13 protein-coding genes are annotated in these 23088 nt (G+C 68.3%); 8 read left to right on the plus strand and 5 right to left on the minus strand.

Going from position 1 to position 23088, the window contains the following annotated elements; all coding sequences use genetic code 11:
- The first annotated feature begins 44 nt into the window (after positions 1-44).
- Positions 45-2300, plus strand: coding sequence for a methylation-associated defense system DNA methyltransferase MAD2 (mads2, locus tag HW837_RS22150; protein WP_193382488.1), 2256 nt, complete (start codon positions 45-47; stop codon positions 2298-2300).
- Positions 2297-3742 (plus strand): methylation-associated defense system restriction endonuclease subunit S MAD5, encoded by a 1446-nt coding sequence (mads5, locus tag HW837_RS22155; protein WP_193382487.1) that lies wholly within the window; start codon positions 2297-2299, stop codon positions 3740-3742. The genes mads2 and mads5 overlap by 4 nt, the downstream gene beginning before the upstream one ends.
- A gap of 60 nt (positions 3743-3802) precedes the next feature.
- Here mads5 and HW837_RS22160 read toward each other — a convergent pair whose 3' ends face one another.
- Together HW837_RS22160 and HW837_RS22165 are read right to left on the minus strand one after the other, a co-directional pair.
- Entirely contained in the window at positions 3803-4015 is a 213-nt protein-coding gene (locus HW837_RS22160) for a DUF397 domain-containing protein (RefSeq protein ID WP_193382486.1), read from the minus strand.
- A complete protein-coding gene (locus HW837_RS22165; protein ID WP_196789441.1) occupies positions 3994-4842 on the minus strand; it encodes a DUF5753 domain-containing protein in 849 nt (282 codons plus the stop codon). The genes HW837_RS22160 and HW837_RS22165 overlap by 22 nt, the downstream gene beginning before the upstream one ends.
- 144 nt (positions 4843-4986) lie before the next feature.
- On the opposite strand from HW837_RS22165, the gene HW837_RS22170 reads away from it, so the two are divergent.
- From HW837_RS22170 to mads8, 4 genes are all read left to right on the plus strand, one after another.
- A complete protein-coding gene (locus tag HW837_RS22170; RefSeq protein WP_196789440.1) occupies positions 4987-5334 on the plus strand; it encodes a hypothetical protein in 348 nt (115 codons plus the stop codon).
- A 125-nt stretch (positions 5335-5459) separates the two neighbouring features.
- Positions 5460-9647 carry a methylation-associated defense system protein kinase MAD6 gene (gene mads6 / locus HW837_RS22175; RefSeq protein WP_408994913.1) on the plus strand — a complete coding sequence of 1396 codons (4188 nt, stop codon included), beginning with the start codon at positions 5460-5462 and terminating at the stop codon, positions 9645-9647.
- Positions 9647-11356 carry a methylation-associated defense system protein MAD7 gene (gene mads7, locus HW837_RS22180; protein ID WP_193382484.1) on the plus strand — a complete coding sequence of 570 codons (1710 nt, stop codon included), beginning with the start codon at positions 9647-9649 and terminating at the stop codon, positions 11354-11356. Before mads6 ends, mads7 begins: the two co-directional genes overlap by 1 nt.
- A 16-nt stretch (positions 11357-11372) precedes the next feature.
- A complete protein-coding gene (gene mads8 / locus HW837_RS48780; RefSeq protein WP_193382483.1) occupies positions 11373-16937 on the plus strand; it encodes a methylation-associated defense system ATP-binding protein MAD8 in 5565 nt (1854 codons plus the stop codon).
- A 72-nt stretch (positions 16938-17009) separates the two neighbouring features.
- Here the strand turns inward: mads8 and HW837_RS22190 are convergent, their stop codons facing one another.
- The 3 genes from HW837_RS22190 to deoC are packed head-to-tail and all read right to left on the minus strand — an operon-like array spanning position 17010 to position 20285.
- Positions 17010-17897 (minus strand): aldehyde dehydrogenase family protein, encoded by an 888-nt coding sequence (locus HW837_RS22190; RefSeq protein ID WP_193382482.1) that lies wholly within the window; start codon positions 17895-17897, stop codon positions 17010-17012.
- Positions 17890-19326: an aldehyde dehydrogenase family protein gene (locus tag HW837_RS22195; RefSeq protein ID WP_045562875.1), complete on the minus strand. Its 1437-nt coding sequence runs from the start codon at positions 19324-19326 to the stop codon at positions 17890-17892. The genes HW837_RS22190 and HW837_RS22195 overlap by 8 nt, the downstream gene beginning before the upstream one ends.
- Positions 19327-19331: 5 nt before the next feature.
- Positions 19332-20285, minus strand: a complete 954-nt coding sequence (deoC, locus tag HW837_RS22200; protein WP_045562929.1) for a deoxyribose-phosphate aldolase — start codon at positions 20283-20285, stop codon at positions 19332-19334.
- A 196-nt stretch (positions 20286-20481) separates the two neighbouring features.
- On the opposite strand from deoC, the gene HW837_RS22205 reads away from it, so the two are divergent.
- Together HW837_RS22205 and HW837_RS22210 are read left to right on the plus strand one after the other, a co-directional pair.
- A complete protein-coding gene (locus tag HW837_RS22205) occupies positions 20482-21135 on the plus strand; it encodes a PH domain-containing protein (RefSeq protein ID WP_093790383.1) in 654 nt (217 codons plus the stop codon).
- A 183-nt stretch (positions 21136-21318) separates the two neighbouring features.
- Entirely contained in the window at positions 21319-23067 is a 1749-nt protein-coding gene (locus tag HW837_RS22210) for a hypothetical protein (protein ID WP_193382481.1), read from the plus strand.
- Positions 23068-23088: the final 21 nt, after the last annotated feature.

The following is a 23088-nucleotide window of genomic DNA, read 5'->3' on the forward strand; positions in this document are numbered from 1 at the left end:
GCTATGCGTAGTGCAGCAAGAGGGACAAAGGGGCTCTAATCGCAATGGGTGAGGAACAGTTGGGCTTCGACATGCCGGAGGAGGGCCCGCGCGAGCCGGAGACGTCCGAGGAAGCCGACAAGAAGGACACCGGCGCGGTGAACGGCGAGGCGCCCGCCGGACCGCGCAAGCTCGCGGACGACGAGGTCTTCGACTACATCACCGGCGACAAGGTGGTGAAACTCACCGAGGCCGAGAAGGTGCGGCAGCACATCGCCCGCTCCCTCGTCCATCAGTACGGTATCGACCCGCACGACATGGAGGCCGATTTCTCGATCCCGGTGATCAACGACGCCGGCCGCAAGTCCCGGCGCCGCGCGAGCATCGCGATCTTCGAGCACGGCAAGGATCACGAGCTGAAGTACCTCCGCCGGGTCGTGGTCACCAAGCCCCGTCCCAAGGACAGCCGCACCGTCTCCAAGATCCGTACCTACGCCCATGCCAAGGCGCAGATCGATGAGGTCGGTCAGCTCATGCAGGCGGCACTCGACTGCAAGTACGGGATGTGGACGGACGACAAGGACCTGTACTTCATTCGCAAGGATGATGATTCATCCCCGTTCGAGACGAAGTACCGCCCGCTGCTGAACTGGCCGCGTGGCGACGCGACCAGCTTCGATGCCCAGGGCGACGCCTCCTCGCTCGCGATCATGCGGCGGGCGGACGAGCGGATGCTGCGGTTCGCCTTCCGTCGCTGCCACAACTACATCCACGGAAACGAGGGCCTGCCCAAGGACGCGGCGTTCTGGCAGTTCCTGTACGTACTGTTCGCCAAGCTCCACGACGAGCGGCTGGTACGCGAGGGCGCCGAGCCGCGTTTCCGCGTCGACAGCCACGACCTCGCCGCCGCCGCCGAGGAGGAGGCGGGCAGTGCAGAGGTGGCCCAGCGGATAAGGGAGCTGTTCGACGAGGTCAAGGAGTTCTACGCCGACCAGCAGCTGTTCGACGAGTACGACCGCCTGACCCTGACGGACGGCGCCCTCACCTTCATCACCAAACAGCTCGCCACCTACCGCATGCACGACACGTCCCTGGATGCGCTCGGTACCGCCTATCAGGAACTCGTCGGTGACAACCTGCGCGGCGACCGAGGTCAGTACTTCACCCCGTCCGGCGCGGTCCGCCTCATGGTCGAGATGCTCAATCCGCAGGAGGGTCAGACAGTCCTCGACCCGTGCTGCGGCACCGGCGGCTTCCTCAGGGAGACCCTGCTGCACGTCCTGCACAGGTGGATGCCGGAGGACGAACATGACCTGTCTGTCCAGGAGCGGGCCCGGCAGGAGACCGCGAAGCGGAAGCGGCTCGGCGAATACGCCCAGGCCTGTGTCTTCGGCACCGACTTCGACCCCTTCCTGACCCGGGCTGCCGCGTTCGGCGTCATGATGCTCACCGACATCGCGGGCAACACCTTCCAGCTGGATTCCCTCGGCTTCCCCCGCATGGGCACCCTGCGGGGGGTGCAACGTGCTATGCGGCATCTCGATCGCATTGCGCCCGGCGAGGTCGACATCCTGCTCACCAACCCTCCCTTCGGATCCGACATCCCCGTGACCGGTCCGGTCCTTGAGCTGTTCCGCACGGACGAGAGCGGCTTCGAAAAGGAGCGGAGTATCGCTTACAGCTGGTCCCGTGACGAGGACGGAACGCTGGTGAAGGGCAAGCCGGCCGTCTCCGTCGCGCCCGAGCGGCTCTTCGTCCAGAAGGCCGTCGAGTGGGTCAAGCCGGGCGGCCGTATCGGCATCGTGCTCCCCAACGGCATCCTGTCGAACCCCGGCCCGGACGACGAGGCCGTACGCAAGTACATCCTCGACGAGTGCTGGGTGATGGCCAGCGTCGAACTTCCCGTGGAGATCTTCGTCGTCGGCGCCGGCGTCAACATCCTCACCACCCTGCTCTTCCTCCAGAAGAAGACCGAGCAGGAGAAGGACGAGGAGCGGCTGCACGGACCTCTCGACCATCCGGTCTTCATGGCCGTCGCAGAGAAGGTCGGTCACGACCGGCGCGGCAATGACCTATTCGTCCGGGACGCCCGGGGCGACTACGTCATTGCCGAGTACGAGGAGAAGGACGAGATCGTCGTCAAGAACGTCGCGATCGAGCGTTCCATCAAGCGACGTACCCGCATCCTCGACGACGACCTAATGTCCGAGCGCGACCGGCCCAAGTACCACAACCGGCCGAGCGTCGTCAGGGAGTACCGGAAGTTCATCAAGGAGTACGGCGACAAGCTCCCCTGGAAGCGGCCGGAGGACGACGCGTGAAGATCGCCGAGCGGGGCAACCCGGCCATGCGGAGTTGGCTCGACAGGCAGGGGCTTAGGCTGGATGCCAAGCCGTATCTGTCGGGGGCCTTCGCGACCCGGCGGTTGCTGGAGCGCTTGACTGTGGAGAAGATGCCGCTGAGTGAGGTCACGGCCGGGCATGCCGGTGGGATCTACAACGGGCCGCAATTCCGACGCGTGTATCTCACCGACCCCGAGCACAGCGTGCCGTTCGTCGGCAGCAAGGACATGCTGGTCGCGGACCTCAGTTCGCTGCCACGCCTGCGGAAAACCGATGCCGAGTCGTCGAGCCTGCATTACCTCCGGCTGGAACCCGGCATGACTTTGATCTCCTGTTCGGGGTTCAACGCCGGAAGGCGGTCGTATGTGCGGCCGGATATGGCCGGGTACTGGTCTTCGCAGGATGTACTCAAAGTCGTTCCTGACCCCGGCAAGATCGGTGCTGGGTACCTGTATGCCTTTTTGGCCAGCCGGTTCGGAGAGGCGTTGGTTAAGGGAACGGTGTACGGGTCCGCCGTCAAACACATCGAGCCGCACCACATCGAGGGTATCCCGGTTCCGCGCTTCGACGTTGCCGTGGAGAAGGAGATCCACGAGCTCATGGAGAGCGCGGCTGCGTTGCGTGCCGCGTCCCAGCAAGGACTTAGTGATGCGACGCGAGATTTGTTCGAGACGGCGGGCTTGGGGGATCTGCTCGACCTGCGGTGGCACGAGCAGGGGCGGGACCTTGGCTTTGCGCCCACTGGTCTGAAGGCCAATACATTGCGGGCGCTGAACTTTCAGCCGCGGGCGCGGAAGATACTGCGGCGCTTGGGGGAGGTTGAGAATGTGACGCTGGGAGAGGTCTGCCAAGGCGGTCAACTGAGTCGCGGCCTGCGCTTCCCTCGCGTTGACGGCGAGCCCGGAGACACGTACAGCTACCGACTGGTGGGCCAGCGTCAGGCATTTTGGCTCCGGCCTGAAGGGCGATGGATCAGTAAGGCGCACACCTCGAAGGAGGTGGTGGCGGAGGATGAGACGGTTTTGGTCGCCGCCCGCGGAACGCTCGGAGAGAACGAGGTGTTCGGTCGGTCCATTCTCGTAACGGGTGTGTGGAGCGGCCACGCTTATTCCGAGGACTTCTTGCGGATGCGTTCCGGGCTCTCTGGCTTTTCGGGTGCCTACTTGAGTGCCTTGCTGCGCGCTGAGCCCCTGTTTCGAGTGCTCCGTTCCTGTTCAACAGGAGGAAAGCAACAGGACATCCATCTCGGCTTGTGTGCTGCGATCCCGGTGCCAACCTTGACGGCGAAAGACCGTGAACGCATCGCCAAAACCGTTCGTCAGGCTTACCGTCGGCGCGATGAGGCCGACCGCAACGAGGATCTTGCCCTTGCCGCCCTTGAAAAAGCAGTGGCGCAGAACGCGGGTGTTTCAACCGGCTGAGTTAAAGCTTCCCTGTTCTTGAACGGACCGCGGAACACCTCCACGGCCCGTTCAGGCCATTCAGAACCAGGGCTGATGGTCCTTGAGGTTGTCGATGAACCGATTCCAAGCTTCAGCCGGGATGGTCAGGACTGGGCCATCGGTGCTCTTGCTGTCTCGGACGGGCACGGCGCCGGGGAAGCCATCTGCGACCTCGACGCAGTTACCCCCGTCTGCATTGCTGTAGCTGGACCTGCGCCACCGTATGGCGCTCAGTGCAGGGGCTGCTCGCATTGGGTGTATTCCTCCAAGGCCGCTTGGATCATTGCGGCGGAAGCTTGCGGTGATAGGGCACACGCCCTGAGTAGATCGTACTCGCGCTGGTGCTTCTTCACCGTGGCCCGTTCCTCAATGAGATGCCCAGAGTGACGGCTCTCGAAGTAGGCAACCGATGTGCTACCCGGCAGATGCAGGAGGGTGAAGGGGCAGTCCAGAAGAGGATGTTCCCCGTAGGCGAACGGGATGACCTGAACCGTAACGCGAGATGACTGCGCCGACTCAAAAAGCTTGTTCAGCTGGGCGCGCATTGTTGCGGGGCCGCCGAACGGCCGCCGCAACACCGCCTCCTCCAACACCACCCACAAGTACGGCCCATCCCCCTCCCCCAACCGCCCCTGCCTCCCCACCCGCAGCCCGACCTTCCGCTCGATCTCCTCCCCCGAAGCCTCCGGATCCCCCACCCGCAGCAACGCGCGTGCATACGCAGGCGTCTGGAGCAGCCCTGGCACCAGGTGCCCGGCGTATTCGTGGATGTCGGTGGCCTGGTCGGCGAGTTCCATAAAGCGGCGGTAGCGGTCGGGGTAGCGCTCCCGCTGGATGATGCTCCACAGGCCTTCGAACAACCCGCCTGTGCCGAACGCGGCGTCGAGCTTGGCGGAGAGCGGGGGCAGGGGCAGTCGCTCGGCGGTCTCGACGCCGTGGAGGTGGGTCTTGCTGTAGTTCACGATGTCGGACAGCCGGTCGAGGGACACCCCGGCGAGCTGTCGTTGGCGGCGCAGTTCCGTGCCGTAGAGCTCGCGTGCCGAGCGGGCCGGGTCGAGTTGTTGGGTCTCCGAGGCCATGCGCTTCCCCTGTTGACGTGCTGTTCCGCACCCCCGGGTGGGATGCCGTCACCCTGTTCACGGTAGTAGCGGATGGTGACTCTATGGGTGCGGAAAGTGAAAATCCGGATTTGCTTCAGGCAACTCACGCACTAGGAGGCACATATGACCCCACCGCCCCCACAGGCTCCCCGCAGGCCCGACGGCGCCGCCGTCGCCGCCGCGTCCAGGGCCCATGAGGCCGCCGTACGGGCCGCACGGGAGGAGGGTGCATCGATCAGGCTGCCCGTCGGGCAGCTCGCGTATGACATCCGGCGGGAGCGGCGGGGTGTGGTCATGGACCACCTCGACGGCTTCGTCTGGCTTCGGCCGGAGGGCGGCGGCACGGAGTGGACCGCCCGTCCGGACGAGGTCGAACAGGCTGCCTCGATCCCGGACGGTGAGCTGCCCGAGGGCGTCTTGAGTGCCCGGGTCGCCGTGGCGAACTCCCGCAGCCGACGGGAGCTGCTGTGACTACAAGTGCAGCCCATGAAACGGGTGTTGCGCATGTGTCGCACGGATTGTCAGTGGCTGCGCATAGAGTGGCCGGTGACTCGAAGTGTGCAGGTGCGGACGGGGGGTTGCGGCCGGTGGCGCGGATGATTCCGGTGGGTGAACCGGTCAATGATGCCGAGCGGATGGTGCTGCGGCATCTGCGGGACCACGCCCCCGACGACTGGACGGTGGTGTCCAACTTCGAGCTGTCGTACGGGCGTGGCCGACAGGTCTTCGAAGTGGATCTGGCCATTCTCACCGACCGTGTGTGCCTGCTCGCCGACACCAAGGGGGCGCACGGCCGGATCGAGGTGCGCGGGGCCCGCTGGTATCTGAGGCGCGGGGCGTATTTTCCGAGCCCGGTGCGCAAGTGCCGCGAGCACGCAAGGGTGCTGGGAGGGCTGCTGCGGCGGCGCTCCCGCTCCGCCGCGGGGCTGTCGGTGTGGTGTGATCCGCTGGTCATCCTGCCGTTCGACGACGCAGTTCTGCGTGACCCGGGCGGCCTGGACGAGCCGCACACGGTACGGCTGCGCGACCTCGTTCCGTTTCTCGCGCAATACCGTCCGTCGGCCGCCAACCGGGGGCCGGGCATCGCTGGTCAGCACGACGACATCGTGCAGGCGCTGCTCGCCGAGGCCCGGACTCCTTCCGGGCCCCGGCGGTTCGGCCGGTACGAGGTCGAGGAGACCCTGGCGGAGACCGACCCCTCGGCGGCACCGCAAGACCCGTACGACCCGTACGAGAACGTGTCCGTCTACCGGGTCCGCAGGCAAGGGCAGGCTGCCTCCGGCACCTACCTGCTCCAGGTGCACGGCGTCGATCCGCTGCTGCCGGAGGCCGAGCTGGAAGCGGCGTTCGCCCGGATCAGCACGCCGATGCAGGCGCTCGGCAGACTCAAGGCGAGCGAGCACATCGTGGCGTGCGTGGACGACTTCCCCCTGGACGACCAGGCAGGGTATGCGGTCGTGCTGGAGGACGTGCGGGCAGACGCTCTGCGGGTGCGACTCACGGACGAGTCGTCTCCCTTCGGCGCGGACGCCAAGCGGCGGGTGATGTCCGGTGTGCTCGCCGGGCTCGCGCACGCCCATGCCAAGGGCGTGGTGCACCGGGGGCTCACCCTCGACGCGGTCCTCGTCGACCGCGACGGGGACGCCATGCTGACCGGATTCGACCTGGCTTACCCCGGGCAGCCGCGCAGCTCGCTGCTCACGGTGCGGCAGACGGCGCTTGAGCGGCACGACGCGGCCTATCTGGCGCCGGAGGTCGCGGAGGACGCGGATGCGTTCTCACCCGCCTCGGACATGTACGCGGCGGGGGCCCTCTTCCACGAGCTGTACACGGGGGAGGCGCCCGCCTTGGAGAGGAACACCGGGGCTGCCGCGGCGGCGACGCTCGACGAGGCGCCCGGGCTGGACGCCGGTGTCCGGTCCCTCATCGTGCGGCTGCTCGACTCCGACCCGCAGCGGCGCCCTGAGGCCCGTGACGCACTGGAACTGCTGGAGCGGCACCGGCCGGTGCCGGGCGGGCGGCGTAACGGCCCGGCAGAGCGGGAGGACGACGGTTCCTTCGACTGGAACAATCCACGCAACTACGCCGACCTGCCCCACGGCTTCCGGCTCACCGAGAAGTTCCGCGTGCGGGCCAAACTCGGACAGGGGCAGTTCGGCGTCGTCTACCGGGTCTACAACGTCCTCGACGACGAGGACGAAGTACTGAAGATCCTCACGGGCGGCGGCTTGGAGGTGGAAGAGCGTCTCAAGAAGGAATACCGGGCGCTTCGCCGCCTCCCACCGCACCCCAACCTGGTGCGGCTCATCGACGCGGAGTGGTTGCCCAAGGGAGGATTCCCCTATCTGCGCATGGAGTACGCGGAGGGGCGGGATCTCCAGGCCGTCATCGACCGCGGCGGGGAGCGGCCCCTGGGCCCGGCTGACGTGCTCCGGCTACTGGAGGACTGCCTCACCGGCCTCGGTCATCTGCACGGACACGGCGTCTACCACTGCGACATCAAGCCCAGCAACCTGCTCTGGACCCCCGACGGCACCCGGCTGCTGGACTTCAACGCGGCGGTCTCCACCGGCTCCACCCTCACCCCCACCCTCGGCTCTCCCAAGTTCATCGCCCCCGGAGCCGTCAGCCGGGGACGGCCCAGGGCGGAAGACCTCACCGATCTCGACCTGTACGCAGTCGGTATCTCCGCCTACATGGCGCTCACTGGCTCCTACCCTTGGCGGGGCCGCGAGAGTCCGCCGCGTGACGAGGAGGCCCCCGACCCCCGGGACATCGCCGGCTTCGCCGACCTGGGCCCCGGCTTCGTCACAGTGTTGCGCCGTGCGATCTCGCCTCGCCGGGCGGAACGCTTCCCCGACGCGGAGGCGTTCCGCACCGCGCTGCGTCATGCCGGAGAAGTACGCCTGACACCCCCGCGCCACCCCGCAGAGGACGAAGCACCGGCCGCACAACAAGGGCACGCGGCCGCCTCGGCGGGGCCCGCCGAGCCAGGGCACAACCCCTTCGTGGCCCACCTGCAGACCCTCTACAGCCAGAACTCGCGGACCAACGCCGGCACCCGCGGCCTGGACCCCGCAGGCTTCCCGCTCTACGTCGAGACCGCCCTCGACACCCGGCTGACCCAGGCCGTGCTGCGGGGAGAGCATCGGCTGGTGGTCATCACAGGCAATGCCGGCGACGGCAAGACGGCATTCCTCCAGAATCTCGCCACCATCGCGGCCAAGAAGGGCGCGGCCTTCGTCGAGAACCGCACCAACGGAGACGAATTCACCTACCGGGAACGCCTGTTCCGTACCAACCACGACGGCAGTCAGGACGAGGACGGAACGGACAACGACGTCGTACTGGAGGCGTTTCTCGCCCCCTACCAGGGGGACACCGCCGAGGCTTGGACCGACGACGAGACCCGGCTGCTCGCCATCAACGAAGGACGGCTGGCCGACTTCCTGAGTCGGCACGAGGAGCGCTACCCACTGCTCGCCGACACCCTTCGCGAGGGTCTCGCGAGCGGGCAGGAGGCACACGGCGTCGTCGTCATCAACCTCAACGCGCGTGACGTCTTCGCCGACCCCTACGGCACCGGTTCCATCATGCGGCGCATGGTCGAGACCATGACCGACGCGCGGCACTGGGAGGTCTGCGGTTCCTGCCCCCTCGCCTCCCGCTGTTACGCCCTGCACAATGCCCGGACCTTCGCCCATCCCACGGCCGGACCCCAGGTCCGCGAACGACTCGCCACGCTGCACCGCATGTCCCAGCTTCGTGGCCGGCTCCACGTCACCCTGCGCGACCTGCGCTCAGCCCTCGCCTACACCCTGACCTCGGGACGGGACTGCGGCCAGATCCACGCCCTCTACGCCGACGGCGCCGACACCGCTCAGAAACGGCTCGACAGCTTCTACTTCACCAGCTGGGCCGGAATCCACACCGGCGACGCCGGAGAGCACGACCGGGTCCTCAGCCAGCTGCGAGACCTGGACATGGCAGGAGTCCCCGACCCGCAGCTCGACCGGAGACTCGACTACACCGGGCCCTCCGGCGGCCACAGTCTGATCTCCGTGGACCAGCGCGGCGATCACGACGAGGAACTCCTGCATGCACAGTTCTCCGCCCTTCCTCGCACCGCCGACCCGGGCGGCATCCAACGCGACGCCCACCGTGCCTATCTCGCCGCAGCCCGACGCCGCTTCTACTTCGAGAGCCTGGACGATACCCGCTGGACCACGATGATCAGCTATCGGTCCGGTGACCGCTTCCTCGGCCTCCTCGACGGCAGGCTCCCCTTGGGTGGGGAACTGCTCCGGCTCGTCGAGGCGATCAGCCGCGGTGAAGAGATGCCATACCTCTCCGGCGTGGACGGCGAACCCGACCTCGCCCTCTCGGTCAGGGCGGTGCGCGGTGCCACGGTGCGCAGCCACCGCCTCTTCCCCGCCGGACGGTTCGCGCTCGACGTGCGTACGCCCGCCGCCTCCCCGTATGTGGAGACCAGCCCCCGGGAACTCGTCATGAGCCACCGGCCCGATGGCGGCGGCCCGCAGCACGCCCGGCTCGTCGTCCGCCTCGACCTGTACGAGCTGCTCGACCGGCTCCACCGCGGCCACCAGCCCGGCATCGAAGACCGCCAGGGCCAGAACCTCGCGCTCGCTGTCTTCAAGAACGCCCTGTCTGCGGCTTCCTGCCAGGAGGTACTGCTCAGCGCCCCGGGCAGCCCTCCGTACCGCCTTGCCCGGCAGCCCGATGGCACCCTGCGGCTCGCCCCGGCACGAGGAACGGAGCACTGATGGCACTGCGCCGCCGCGACAGCGAGCTGAAACACCTCGGCGTCTCCCACCTGGAGTACAAACGCGTCGAGATGGACCGGGTCCTCACCGGATTCCTGATGCGGGTCAACCACAACGGCCTGCCCAGCAAAATGGTGCAGCGCAAAGAACTCTCCGTCGACGCCTTCGTCAAGGAGTTCACCAAGGAACAGCACGCCGCGAAATTCCCCGGCTTCGCCGAGCACAGCGACATCACCCGCCGGTGGATCGAGACCCAGCTGCTCGACATGGTCAACCGCGGCCGGTCCAGCCAGGCAGTGGCCGGACTGCGCCCGTTGCACGGACTTACCTACAAATTCCGCAACTACTACCACTCACGTGCCTACGGTGCGGACGCCCAGCTCTACCAGATGCTGCGCCACGCACGTGGTGGCCAGGGCCAGGCAGCCCTCGAACAGCTGCGGCGCTTCTTCTTCACCGGACTCGGCGCCGCACTACGCGGTGGCCCCGACGACGAGTCCGCTGACACCCGCATCGACGTCGAGACCCAGGCCGTACTGCACCTCAACAGCCAGGTCACCCAGGACGCACCGCAACAGGTGCGAGGCTGGTACGACGCCCCACCGTTGTGCGTCGGCCAGGCCGATCTGCTCGCCGACGACGTACTGCGCCTGATGTCCCTCAAGGACCTGTTGCCGCGTGTCACTCTCGTCGAATACCTGAAGATCCTCTTCGCACTGCATCTCGCTCTCGGGCAGCTGAAAGCGATGAAGTTGTTGCCGCAGGCCGTGGCACGCGGCTGCGCTGACCCGGCCTGCGGTCCCGACAACTGCCCCGCCACCGGAACGGCGGCCGATCCGCTGGCGGGCTGCCCCTTCCGCGCCGGGCTCTTCGTCGACGCTGCGGGCATCCCCGGAACCGCAGCGGCTGCCCTGGCCGAACAGAGCGCGGCCGCCTGGCACCGGCGCATCCCGGATTTTGTCCGCGCCGGCTACGTGGTCCGCAGGCTCGACGATTTCGTCGACCACCTTGTCTCACGCGGCGAGGCGACCCGGCCTTCCCAGGGCCGGGCAACTGTCGGTGAACTTCTGCGCTTCGGCTCGGAGGCTTATCAGGAGCGACGCGAGCGCTATTTCGAAGCCCGTCTGGAGAGCATCCTCGTCGAGACACCGCGGGAGGAGCAGCCCGAAGCTGTCCGGCCGTTGCTGGAAGCATCCATGGGGCTGGGTGCCTTCGAGCAGTACATCGAGCTGCTCATGGCCTATCGCGGCCGCTACCACCACAAGTACCTCATCGAGACGATCGATTCCCTGCTGCTGAAGAACAGGCCGGGGGCACTGATCGCACAGCCTCACCGCGGCCGACGGCGGTTCGTCCTCGACGGCGCGCTGCTGGAAGTACTCGTCCAGGTGGCGCTGCTGCGTCCTAATCCACGCGGCACCCGCTCGCGGTTCACCCATCACACCGTCTCCCTCCGGCTTGACGAATTCACCGACCTGCTGCGTACGCGCTACGGCCTGCACATCGACCGGCTTCCGACCGCCGACGGCTTCGCCGTCCCCGGGCCGGAGGAGGAGGCGGCGCTGCGGACGAACACCGAGGCATTCACCACAAAGCTGCGGGAGATCGGCTTTTACGACGACCTGTCCGACGCGTACTTCACCCAGGTGATCACACCCCGCTTCGTGATCGCACAGGACGGCATGGTCACAGCGGGCAGCGGAAAGTAGCGGAGAACGGACCACCATGGCACGCGGACTGACCGAGATCACCGAGAACCAGTGGCGTCAGGCCCTGGAACAGGCGCTGCTGCCTCGCATCGCCTCCGTGCTGCGACGGCGGGAAGCCGGCCACTGCATGCGCGTCGAAGGGCTTCAGGCCGACGTGGCAGTGAGCCTGACCCGCAGGCTGCACACCGCGGTTCCCGAGGCCCAGGTTCACGTCCTCGACGCAGGAACGCTGGGACCCGACGCTGATGATGTGACCATCACAAGCACCCGGCTTGTGGAACTGCGCAACCCCGACGACACCGGGGCGCTACGGTCCCCGCTGCTGGTCTTCGTTCCGCCCGGCACCCGTGCCAGCGCGGAGGACTCCTTCTCCACCGCCACCTTCGAGGAACTGCTGCTGGACGACGTGCACGTGGCTCTGCGGCAGACCCTGCTCGGCCAGGTGCCCGAGGCTTTGCGTTCGTCCGTCACGGAGTTGCTCGGCTCCCCGGCAGCCGGAGGGCCGAAGGGCACCGACGCCCAGGCCGCCGTGCGATATCTGCTCACGCTCCGGGAGAACCACCATCACCCGGAGTCCGCGGGCGCGGCCGTCTACCTGCTCGGCCTCATTCCCGACTTCCGGCTCTTCTCCGATCCTGCGCTGGTCGGGCACAAGAGCAAACGCAACCGCCGTGTCGTGGACGCACTCAGCGACAACGCCGCCACCCCCCGACAGCGGGTCCTCGCCCTGGGTCTGCCCCGGACCAGCTCGGAACAACAGACCTTCGTGAAGCGCCTGGTCGCCTTCGCGGGACGCACCTCGTTCGCCGAGCCCCGGGACTGGTGCCGGGCCATCGCGATCGAACCAGGTAACTGGCCGCTGGCCTTCCACCACTGGCCGGAAGAGCAGGACCGTAGCGACCAGCGGATCACCGTGGAAGTGGCCGAGCTGACAGCCCTGCCGAAGGTCGGCGACAGCGACGAGGACCTCCGTAACCACCCCGTCCTGGAACGGGTCTTCGGAGCCCGCTACCTGCTGCCCGGCGGGCTGTCCGCCCTGCCGGTGTCGTTCACCGTGGACCCCGACGCCCGCACCGTCAACGGGCTCGCGCATTTCAAGGTGGAGATCTACTCGGAATCGGTGGGCGAAGGCGGTGACGAGGACGATGAGAGCTCGGTGGCGGTCAGCCCCACAGGGCTCACCGCGACCTTCTCAGCGAACCGCCGCACCACCAAGAACGTGCACAAGACGCAGGTGAAGCTGAAGCGCGGACGCCGGGCCACCGAATGGGAGGAAGGCTGGCACTTCGTCCGGGTCACGCCGCTGGACGACCGTGGCCAGCCCTTGCCCGTGCCCCGAACCGGCCAGGCACGACGGACGGACGAGAGCGACCGTTTCTACGTGGTGCCGGAAGGCGAATTCGACGAGCCGCCGGCCCCCCGCGTTCAGCACGCTTCCGGCGTCGCCCAGGCCCTCAATCGTCTGCGGTTCACCGCTCGGGCGGAGGGACGCGACCCCGAGCGTGTCACCTGCCGCGATGTCACCTGGGCTACGACGGGAACCAAGACCCGCTCACTGCGTGCCTCCTTCGGCTCAGGAGCACCTTTCCTCTTCGACTTGCCGCTGTGGCTCGCCGAGGCCCAACAGTGGTTGCTGGGCCGTCCGGACTACCTGACCGGCCCCATGGTCGAGATCGATGCGGCGGACGGAGCACACCTTCGCCTCGATGTATCGCCCGCAGCACGCCAGGCCGATGTGACAGCCCCATTTACCACGTTCCTGCACACGCGCGCCGTCCTCTTTTCGGCCATCACCGGGGAGTCGACCGGCGAGGACACCCAGGTGGTGGAGGGCAAGGACCCCCGCGAACTGCGTCCCCTGACCGAGGCCTACGCGGAGGCCTATCTGAACGCGCTGGCGGCCTGCCTGCGCGCCCTCGACGATCCGTACGAACGAGAGACGGACACGCACCGCCGCGAGCTCCATCTGCTGGTGCGTACCGACACGCTCCCCGTGACTCTGGCGACCCCGGACGGCAACCGCTTGGATGCCGTGCTCGTGGCACCCACACACCCCCTACGGATGCTATGGGAAAGCGGCCATGCCGCTCTGGCCGACCACTGGCTCGGTGAAGCGGAACACGAGGACAGGGCGGCCGTCCTGGAACGGCTCGAAGCGCTGGAACGGAGACTTGCCCCGCTCGGCTTCCCGCTCACCGTGCCGCTCGGCACGGGAGAACTCACCTTTGCGGTCGGCCTTCTGACCGACTACTGGCAGGTCTGTCTGCCCAGCGAGACCGAGAACCCACGCGGAACGGTCGCCCGGATCGCCACGGCACTGGGCGCGGACGGCGCGGCCGCCACAAGCGGCGATGTCACCGGCGCGGATCTCGCAGACCGCGTCGAGCGATACATCCGCCTCCACCCCTACGCCGACTGCCTGATCATCAACGCGGTGGGTGCCGGGCGAGGCGAACTGCTCACCGACATGCTCACCGCCCTCCAGGAGCGCCGCCACCTCGCCCACCTGCGGTACACGGTGCGACTGTTCACCCCGACTCCCGACGATCCCTGGGCAGGGGCCGCCCTCACCGACCTCTTCGCCCCCGGGGACGGGGCACGCACCGCGGCGGCCGAGGCCTTCTCCACGCCGGGTGATCCACTGCGCCCGAAGCTGTCGGTGGTCGTCCGGGATCTCGCCGACCTGACTTCGGCCGCCGAGGGCTTTCCCGCGCACCTCACTCTCCTGTTCGCTCCGTTCGGCGGAGAGCGCCACGACATCGCTCCCGGCCGGCCTGGTTCCGGCCGGGCCGCCGTTCACGGACTCGTCCAGGAGATGACCAGCCACTACAGCGAGGACGGCGGATCGGCGGTCTGGAGCCGCCGTCCCCGACACGGTGCGACTGACCCCCTGCCCGGGGCGGAGATCACCGGAGACCTACTGGCCGCACTGCCCGCCACCCTGTCGGCCGCCGCGGTCGCGGCCACAGCGGGGGAGCCCCGCCCCGGCATGCTGCCCCAGATAAGCCTCAGCCTTGGCACGGACGACCGCTCACTGCTGCACGATGTGCACCGTATGAGCGACTGGGTGATCACCGTGGACCGTACGCTCGGCGCCGAGTACTTCGACCACGGGCGCCGGAACCGAGCTGAGTACGTCATCGACTACAAGGCATCCTCGGTGGCAGGCATGAGCAGCCATGTCGTGGTCTCCTCACGCTCTATCGACGAGCTGAGGGCGCTGCTGGAGCCCGTCCTCGCGGACCGTCGGCTCAGCATCGAGCAGCGCCATGTCCGCACCTTTTTCGACCAGTTGCGCGAACTGTCGGGCAACCTGGCCTTCAAGCTGGCCGCCCTGACTGAAAGCGGGCGCACCGAGGTGGTGGGGCTGGCGCTGGCGCGCCTGTATCTGGAGAACTGCAGCGCGCTGAGACACCAGATCCTGCTGCCGCTCGACTCGCATCCCGAGCTCTACGCCGAGGAGCAGCGGCGCTCGGCCGCAGGCGACACCGCGGTCAGACTGCACCGTACCGATCTGGCCTTGTTCGACCTGGATGCCGAACGCGCGACCATCACCTGCCGACTGGTGGAGGTCAAGTGCTTCACGGGTTCGGGCGGCTTGGCAGCCCTCGAGTCGACACGGCAGCGGATCCGCACACAGTTGGACAACACCCGGCGCGTCCTCACCAGCTTGTTCGATCCGTCCGTCTCCCGCAGCGACCGTCCACTGCAGAACGTCGCACTGCGCACGCTGCTGGGGCACTACCTCGCGCGCGCGGATCGGTACGGCTTCTTTTCTGGGAAGTCCCGGGACGAGGCACGCTGGCTTCTCGATCACCTGGACCATCACTTCACCTGGGAGTTCACCGCTACAGGACTGGTCTTCGACCTGTCAGCCAACGGACTGGACGTCGATGCCGAGAGCGGCATCACTTACCACCGGGTCGGCCGGGACCACGCGCTGCGGTTGCTTGATGAGATTCGGACGGAGTACCTGCGAGGACCGGCCGAGGCGGCGGAGAAGTCCGGGACAGCAGGGGAGGACGAAACAGACACGGACTGTGCCGACCTGTTGTCGGGCACTGCCGGGCCGACGACCCTCATGGATGCGAATGCTGCGGCGCTTGCCACGCTCAGGCCGCGCGAACGCGAGCGGATCGTGCCGGACGAACCCGGGCCTCTTCCTTTGGATGCCGACGGTGAGGAGCCGGGGAACGGAGACGAGCTCCGCACAGCGAATACAGAGGAGCTCTTCGCCGAGACAGCGCCCGAGGAGGCCGATGATCTGTCACCTGAGCCGCAGCAGAGCGAAGGTGCCGCACACAGGGAGAGGGAAGCGTCACCATCAGCTCCGACAGATGCGACAGAGGACAAGAGGGATGACAGCGCTGCCGATGCACACGAAATCACAGCCGATGTGGTACTCGGAGTTGCTCAGCCCTCACCACAGTTCGGACTGCTCGGCAATGCCGCAGGCCGTCAGGTCGCTCTGGACCTCTACGAGACCCACACGATGAGTCTGTTCGGGGTGCAGGGCGGCGGCAAGAGCTACACGCTGGGCGCCATCCTGGAGATGGCCAGTCGGCCCGTCCCGGGGATCAATCGGCTTGCCAAGCCGCTGGCAAGCATGGTGTTCCACTACAGCGAGACGTCCGACTACGCCCCCGAATTCACCAGCATGATCCGTCCCAACGACGACAAGGCGCAGCGGGCCGTTCTGCGGCTGCGTTACGGTGCTGAGCCGGTTGGGTTGGAGGACGTGATGATGCTCGTCCCCACGGAGAACCTAGAAGACCGGAGGGAAGAATTTCCGGACCTGGAGATCCGGCCGCTGACCTTCGCCTCTTCCGAGCTGAAGATGAGCCACTGGCGATTTCTCATGGGGGCCGTGGGTAATCAGGCCACCTACATTCGGCAGGTCAACCGGATCATCAAAGAGAACCGCAAGGACCTCACTCTCGAAGCTATCCGCAATGGTATCGAGGATTCCGAGCTTGCCGATCACCTCAAGAAGCAGGCCAAGGCAAGACTGGAACTGGCGGGGAGCTTCGTCGACGACACCGCCAGGCTGTGTGATCTGGTGCGGCCCGGACGGCTGATCATCGTCGATGTGCGCTCCGACGACATCGAGAAAAGTGATGCACTCGGCTTGTTCGTCGTGCTGATGCAGTTGTTTGCAGAGGCGCGTCAGGGACAAGAGAAATTCAACAAGCTGGTCGTCTTCGACGAGGCGCACAAGTATGCGGACAGTGGGGACTTGGTGGCAGGGCTCGTCTCGAGTGTTCGCGAAATGCGGCACAAGGGTATGTCCGTCATCGTCGCGAGCCAGGACCCGCCGTCCGTTCCGACCGCATTGATTGAGCTGTCCAGTGAAATCGTGTTGCACAAGTTCACCTCACCGGCGTGGCTCAAGTACCTACAGAAGGTGAACACCGCGCTGGGTGGCCTCACGCCGCAGAAGATGGCGGCTCTGCAGCCGGGGGAGGCCTATCTCTGGTCGAGCAAGGCGACTGACGAGGCCTTCACTCAGGGAACCGTAAAGGTCCTGTGCCGCCCGCGGGTCACTGAGCACGGAGGCGGGACCAGAACGGCCTTCGACTGACAGATAGTGGAAAGCAGGTGGCCCCGGAGTATGCCGGGGCCACCTGAATCGGGCTTCTGCGGAGCCACTCGATCAGTAGCTGGACCCCGACGCGCCCAGCGACCCCGTCGGGTGCCAGACCGTCTTCGTCTCCAGGAACGCCGTCATGCGGTCGGTGCCGGGCGTGGTCGACCAGTCGTCCACAGGCTGTGGACGCAGGACGCGCTTGAGGTTGTCGGCCGCGGCGATCTCCAGCTCCTTCGCCAGGACCTCGTCCGCGCCGGCCAGGTCGATCGCGTTGACGTCCTGGTGGGCCGCGAGGGGCGTCGCGATCTCCGACGTACGGCCCGAGAGGACGTTGACCACGCCGCCGGGGACGTCGGAGGTGGCCAGGACCTCGCCGAGGGAGAGGGCCGGCAGCGGGGACCTCTCGCTCGCGACCACGACCGCGGTGTTGCCGGTCGCGATCACGGGGGCCAGCACCGAGACCAGGCCCAGGAACGACGACTCCTGGGGGGCCAGGACGGCGACGACGCCGGTCGGTTCGGGGGAGGAGAGGTTGAAGTACGGGCCCGCGACCGGGTTCGCGCCGCCGACCACCTGGGCGATCTTGTCGGTCCAGCCCGCGTACCAGACCCAGCGGTCGATCGTGGCCTCCACCTGGGCCGCGGCCTTCGACTTCGACAGGCCCTCCGCGTCGGCGACCTCCGAGACGAACTGCGCCCTGCGGCCCTCCAGCATCTCGGCGACGCGGTAGAGGACCTGGCCCCGGTTGTACGCCGTCGCGCCGGACCAGCCGCCGAACGCCTTGCGCGCGGCCACGACCGCGTCACGGGCGTCCTTGCGGGAGGAGAGCGGCGCGTTCGCCAGCCAGTTGTCCTTCGCGTCGGTCACTTCGTACACCCGGCCGCTCTCGGAACGCGGGAACTTCCCGCCGACGTACAGCTTGTAGGTCTTGAAAACAGACAGGCGGTCAGACATCGAGGTACGCCTCCAGGCCGTGGCGGCCGCCCTCGCGGCCGAAGCCCGACTCCTTGTAGCCGCCGAACGGCGACGTCGGGTCGAACTTGTTGAACGTGTTGGACCAGACGACGCCCGCGCGCAGCTTGTTCGCCACGGCCAGGATCCGGGAGCCCTTCTCGGTCCAGATGCCCGCCGAGAGGCCGTACTGGGTGTTGTTGGCCTTGGCGACCGCCTCGTCCGGGGTGCGGAAGGTGAGGACGGAGAGGACCGGACCGAAGATCTCGTCGCGGGCGATGGTGTGCGCCTGCGTGACGTTCGTGAAGAGCGTCGGGGCGAACCAGTAGCCGGAGGTGGGCAGTTCGCAGGCCGGGGACCAGCGCTCGGCGCCCTCCGACTCGCCGCGCTCGACGAGCGAGGTGATCCGGGTCAGCTGCTCCTCGGAGTTGATCGCGCCGATGTCCGTGTTCTTGTCCAGCGGGTCGCCGAGGCGGAGGGTGGAGAGCCTCCGCTTCAGGGAGTCGAGGAGTTCCTCCTGGATCGACTCCTGGACGAGGAGGCGGCTGCCCGCGCAGCAGACCTGGCCCTGGTTGAAGAAGATGCCGTTGACGATGCCCTCGACGGCCTGGTCGATGGGGGCGTCGTCGAAGACGATGTTCGCGCCCTTGCCGCCCAGTTCGAGGGTGAGCTTCTTGCGGGTGCCCGCGACCGTCTTCGCGATCTGCTTGCCGACCGCCGTGGAGCCCGTGAAGGCGACCTTGTTCACGTCCGGGTGCGCGACCAGCGCCGCGCCCGTGTCGCCGTATCCGGGGAGGATGTTGACGACGCCCTTCGGGAGGCCCGCCTGGCGGCAGACGTCGGCGAAGAAGAGGGCCGACAGGGGGGTCGTCTCGGCGGGCTTCAGGACCACCGTGTTGCCGGTCGCCAGGGCCGGGGCGATCTTCCACGCCAGCATCAGGAGCGGGAAGTTCCAGGGGATGACCTGGCCCGCCACGCCGAGGGGGCGGGGGTTCGCGCCGAAGCCGGCGTGGTCGAGCTTGTCGGCCCAGCCCGCGTAGTAGAAGAAGTGCGCGGCGACCAGGGGGAGGTCGGCGTCGCGGGTCTCCTTGATCGGCTTGCCGTTGTCGAGGGTTTCGAGGACGGCCAGCTCGCGGGAGCGCTCCTGGATGATGCGGGCGATGCGGAAGAGGTACTTCGCGCGCTCCGCGCCCGGGAGGGCCGACCACTTCTCGAACGCCCTGCGGGCCGCCTGCACGGCGCGGTCCACGTCGGCCTCGCCCGCCTGGGCGATCTCGGAGAGGACCTCCTCGGAGGCGGGGCTGACCGTCTTGAAGACCTTGCCGTCGGCGGCCTCGGTGAACTCGCCGTCGATGAACAGGCCGTAGGAGGGGGCGATGTCGACGATCGCCCGGGACTCGGGGGCCGGTGCGTATTCGAATGCGGAAGCCATGGGGATCAGTCCACCGTCACGTAGTCGGGGCCGGAGTAGCGGCCGGTGGCCAGCTTCTGGCGCTGCATCAGCAGGTCGTTGAGGAGCGAGGACGCGCCGAAGCGGAACCAGTGGTTGTCCAGCCAGTCCTCGCCGGCGGTCTCGTTGACCAGGACGAGGAACTTGATCGCGTCCTTGGTGGTGCGGATGCCGCCGGCGGGCTTCACACCGACCTGGACGCCGGTCTGGGCGCGGAAGTCGCGGACGGCCTCCAGCATGAGGAGGGTGTTGGCGGGGGTGGCGTTCACCGCGACCTTGCCGGTGGAGGTCTTGATGAAGTCGGCGCCCGCGAGCATGCCGAGCCAGCTGGCGCGGCGGATGTTGTCGTAGGTCGAGAGTTCGCCCGTCTCGAAGATGACCTTCAGGCGGGCCGAGGCGCCGCAGGCCTCCTTCACCGCGGTGATCTCCTCGTGGACCTTGAGGTAGTTCCCCGCGAGGAACGCGCCGCGGTCGATGACCATGTCGATCTCGTCGGCGCCGGCGGAGACGGCCTCGCGGACGTCCGCCAGCTTCACCGCGAGGGAGGCGCGGCCGGCCGGGAAGGCGGTGGCGACGGAGGCGACCTTGACCGTGGAGCCGGCGACGGCGGCCTTCGCGGCGGGCACCATGTCGGGGTACACGCAGACCGCGGCCGTGGCGGGCGTGGTGCGGTCGGTGGGGTCGGGGAGGACCGCCTTGGCGCCGAGGGACCGGACCTTGCCGGGGGTGTCCGCGCCTTCCAGGGTCGTCAGGTCGACCATGGAGATGGCCAGGTCGATGGCGTACGCCTTGGCGGTCGTCTTGATGGAACGGGTGCCGAGGGAGGCGGCGCGCGCCTCCAGGCCGACCGGGTCGACGCCGGGCAGCCCGTGGAGGAAGCGGCGCAGCGTGCTGTCGGACGCGGTGACGTCGGCGAGAGCGTGGGGTGCAGCTGTGGACATGGTCACCAGACGAGCATATCTACGCGCGTAGCAGGTGTACAGCCCCCGGATTGTTCGAACGGGCGCGTGAGGTGGTGGGGGTGCTTGTCGTGTGGCGGGTGCGGGTGGTGTGGGGCTGGTCGCGCAGTTCCCCGCGCCCCTTACGGGCGCGACCTCGGCTGCGGACAGATGTGCGGCGTCGGGCAGAATCGGACGTATGAGCACCTCGGATCAGGCCTCCGCGTCGACGCCCGGCAAACCCGGTACGCCCGGCAAGCCCGTGTACAAGGACCGGGTGTACCGGTCGCCCGCCGGGCTGGCCGGCGGGGTGTTGCTGCTCGGGCTGTTCGCCTGGCTCGGTGGGGACGCGGTGGTGTCCGGCGAGGGGCGTACGCCCTGGCTGGCGCTGGCGTCGATGCTGGTGGCCGTGCCGGTGGTGGTCGCGTTCTCGGTCCGGCCGGCCGTGTTCGCCAACGAGGACCGGCTGAGGGTGCGCAATCCGTTCCGGGTGATCGAGTTGCCCTGGGCGAGCGTGGTGTCGCTGCGGTCCGGTTACACCAACGAGGTGATCGACGAGAGCGGCACCAAGTACCAGCTCTGGGCGATCCCCGTCTCGCTGCGGGGGCGCAAGAAGGCCGCCCGGCAGCAGATGCGGGAGGACCGTCGGGCCGCCAAGGGGGAGGGCGGCGGCCGGACCGCGCCCGCGCGGGCGGAGGCGGACCAGGTCATGGCCGATCTGCGGGACCTGTGCGAGGCGCGGGCGAAGGCGGCCGGGTCGCAGGGGGAGCCAAGTGTGCGCTGGGCCTGGGAGATCGTGGCGCCCGCCGCGGCCGGGGCCGTGCTGCTGGCGGTGCTGATCGCCGTGGGGTGACCCCCGGTGCGGTGGCGGGGTGTGTTACGTAGGGCTCCGGGAGTCCGTTCGGCCCAGGAACTCCGGACGTCTGTTCTATGGTGGCGCTGCTCGTGTGTCCCGCCTTCACAGCCCGGTTCGCTTGGATCGTGTCGGACCCGCGTGCGGCGCATTGACGACGGCGGCCGGAGTGTCCAGAGAACGATGAGTACCGAGCTTGAGTTCCAGGTCCCGCCCGGGGTCTCCCCACCGCCGCGTCCGCTCCCCGCGTACGCCGTGCCTGAGGGGTGCGTCGCCTGGAGCGGGGAGAAGGTGGAGGCCTGGGCCCGGACCCGGCCGCCCCTGTGGGTGCCCGCGCGGACGCGGCCCCTGCATCTGCTCGCCGTCGTCCCGGGCGGCCTGATCGTCGGCTTCTGGCTGGCGAACTTCGTGGAACTGCCCGCCGCCCTCGCCGCGCTGGTCCCGCTCCAGCTGGTGTGGACCCTGGTCAGGCCCGAGGTCGTACGGTTCTCGGCGCCCGCCCTGCTGTTCCTGCTGGCCTGGTTCGGCGGCCCGCACGACGTGCCGGCCCTGGTGGGGATCGTCGCCGCGACCTTGACCTGGGCCATGGCCGAGATCCGGCTGAGCAAGCGCCGGCTCCAGCGGCAGTGGGCTCTGGCCGCCACCGAGGGGGTCACCGCCACGGTGCCCGACGAGGTCGGGCCGGTGCGGCGCGGACGGTTCCTCATGGGGTTCGGATGCCTGCTGACCGTGGTCGGGGCGGGGGTGCTCTCCACCGTCTCCGGCTGGGACGTCGCCACCGACCGGCACGAGGTCACGCTCGTCCTGTGGTTCGTGGTCGGCTGGGGGCTCACCTCGCTGCTCTCCGGATGGCTGGGACGCAGGCGGGCCGCCTCGCTGCGGGGGGCGCCGGTGCCGGTGCTGCGGGTGCTCGTCCGTGACGGCGCCGACGGCGACGCCGAGGTCTTCGCCGCCGACGACGTGGACGCGCTGCGGCCGTTGTTCACCGTCGCCACCGAGGAGTGGTACGACGACGACGCCGACGAGGACGAGGACGCCGACGAGGGGGAAGCGGGCGAGGAACGTGAGGGTGGGGAGGCGCGGGACGCGCTTCTCGACGCCGTCGACGATGACGACGATCAGCCCGGGCCGCTGCGGGAGGCCGTGCTGTACGGGCTGCCCCACGACGGCGCCGAGATCGTGATCGTCAGTGCCGCCGAGACTCCGCAGGAGCCGGTCGACGCGGAGGCCGCCCAGGGTGACGCGCCCGTGGAACTGGTCGTGGAGTCGTCCGGCGGGCCGGTGCGGCCCTTGTCCGACCGGACCGTACGGCACCGGGCCGCCGCACAGCGGGCGAGGGCGAAGCGGCACACCGTCCACGAGGAGCTGCGGGCCACGGCCGTCACGGAGAGCCGCGCGCGGCTGGGGGACGAGCCGGTGTCCCTGCGGCGCTGGCGCGCGGGCTGGGCCGACTGGGCCGCCGCCCTGTTCATGACCGTCGCGATGGCCGCAGTGGGGCTGTACCCGGACGGACTGAAGCAGTACGTCATCGGCGGTGTCATCGGTCTCCTGGGCATCCTGACCCTGCCCCAGATGCTCACCTGGCGCATCACGGCCGACCGGTCGGGGCTGTGGCTGAGCGGCTGGGGCGGGCCCCGGCACGTCGAGTGGGACGACCTCGCGACCGTGCGGTGCGCCGGTGCCGTGCTGACGGTGGACAGCCGCCGGGCGTCGTTCCCGGCCTGGAGCGTCCGGGCGGAGCGCTGGCGCTGGCTGGAGCGGAAGCTGCGGCTCGTGCACCCCTACGAGAGGACCGCCGCCGAGATCACCGCCATGTGGCGGGAGCCCGCGCTGCGGCCCGAGGGGGAGTACACGGGCCGGAGGATGCCCTTGTGGCCGCTGAGCGCGGTGCTCGCCGTGGTGTGGGCGGTGGTGTTGGTGCTGGTGCCGTAGGGCGCTGCCCCGGCCGGTGTC

It is taken from the genome of Streptomyces caniscabiei, from assembly GCF_014930365.1.
Classification (GTDB): Bacteria; Actinomycetota; Actinomycetes; order Streptomycetales; family Streptomycetaceae; genus Streptomyces; species Streptomyces caniscabiei.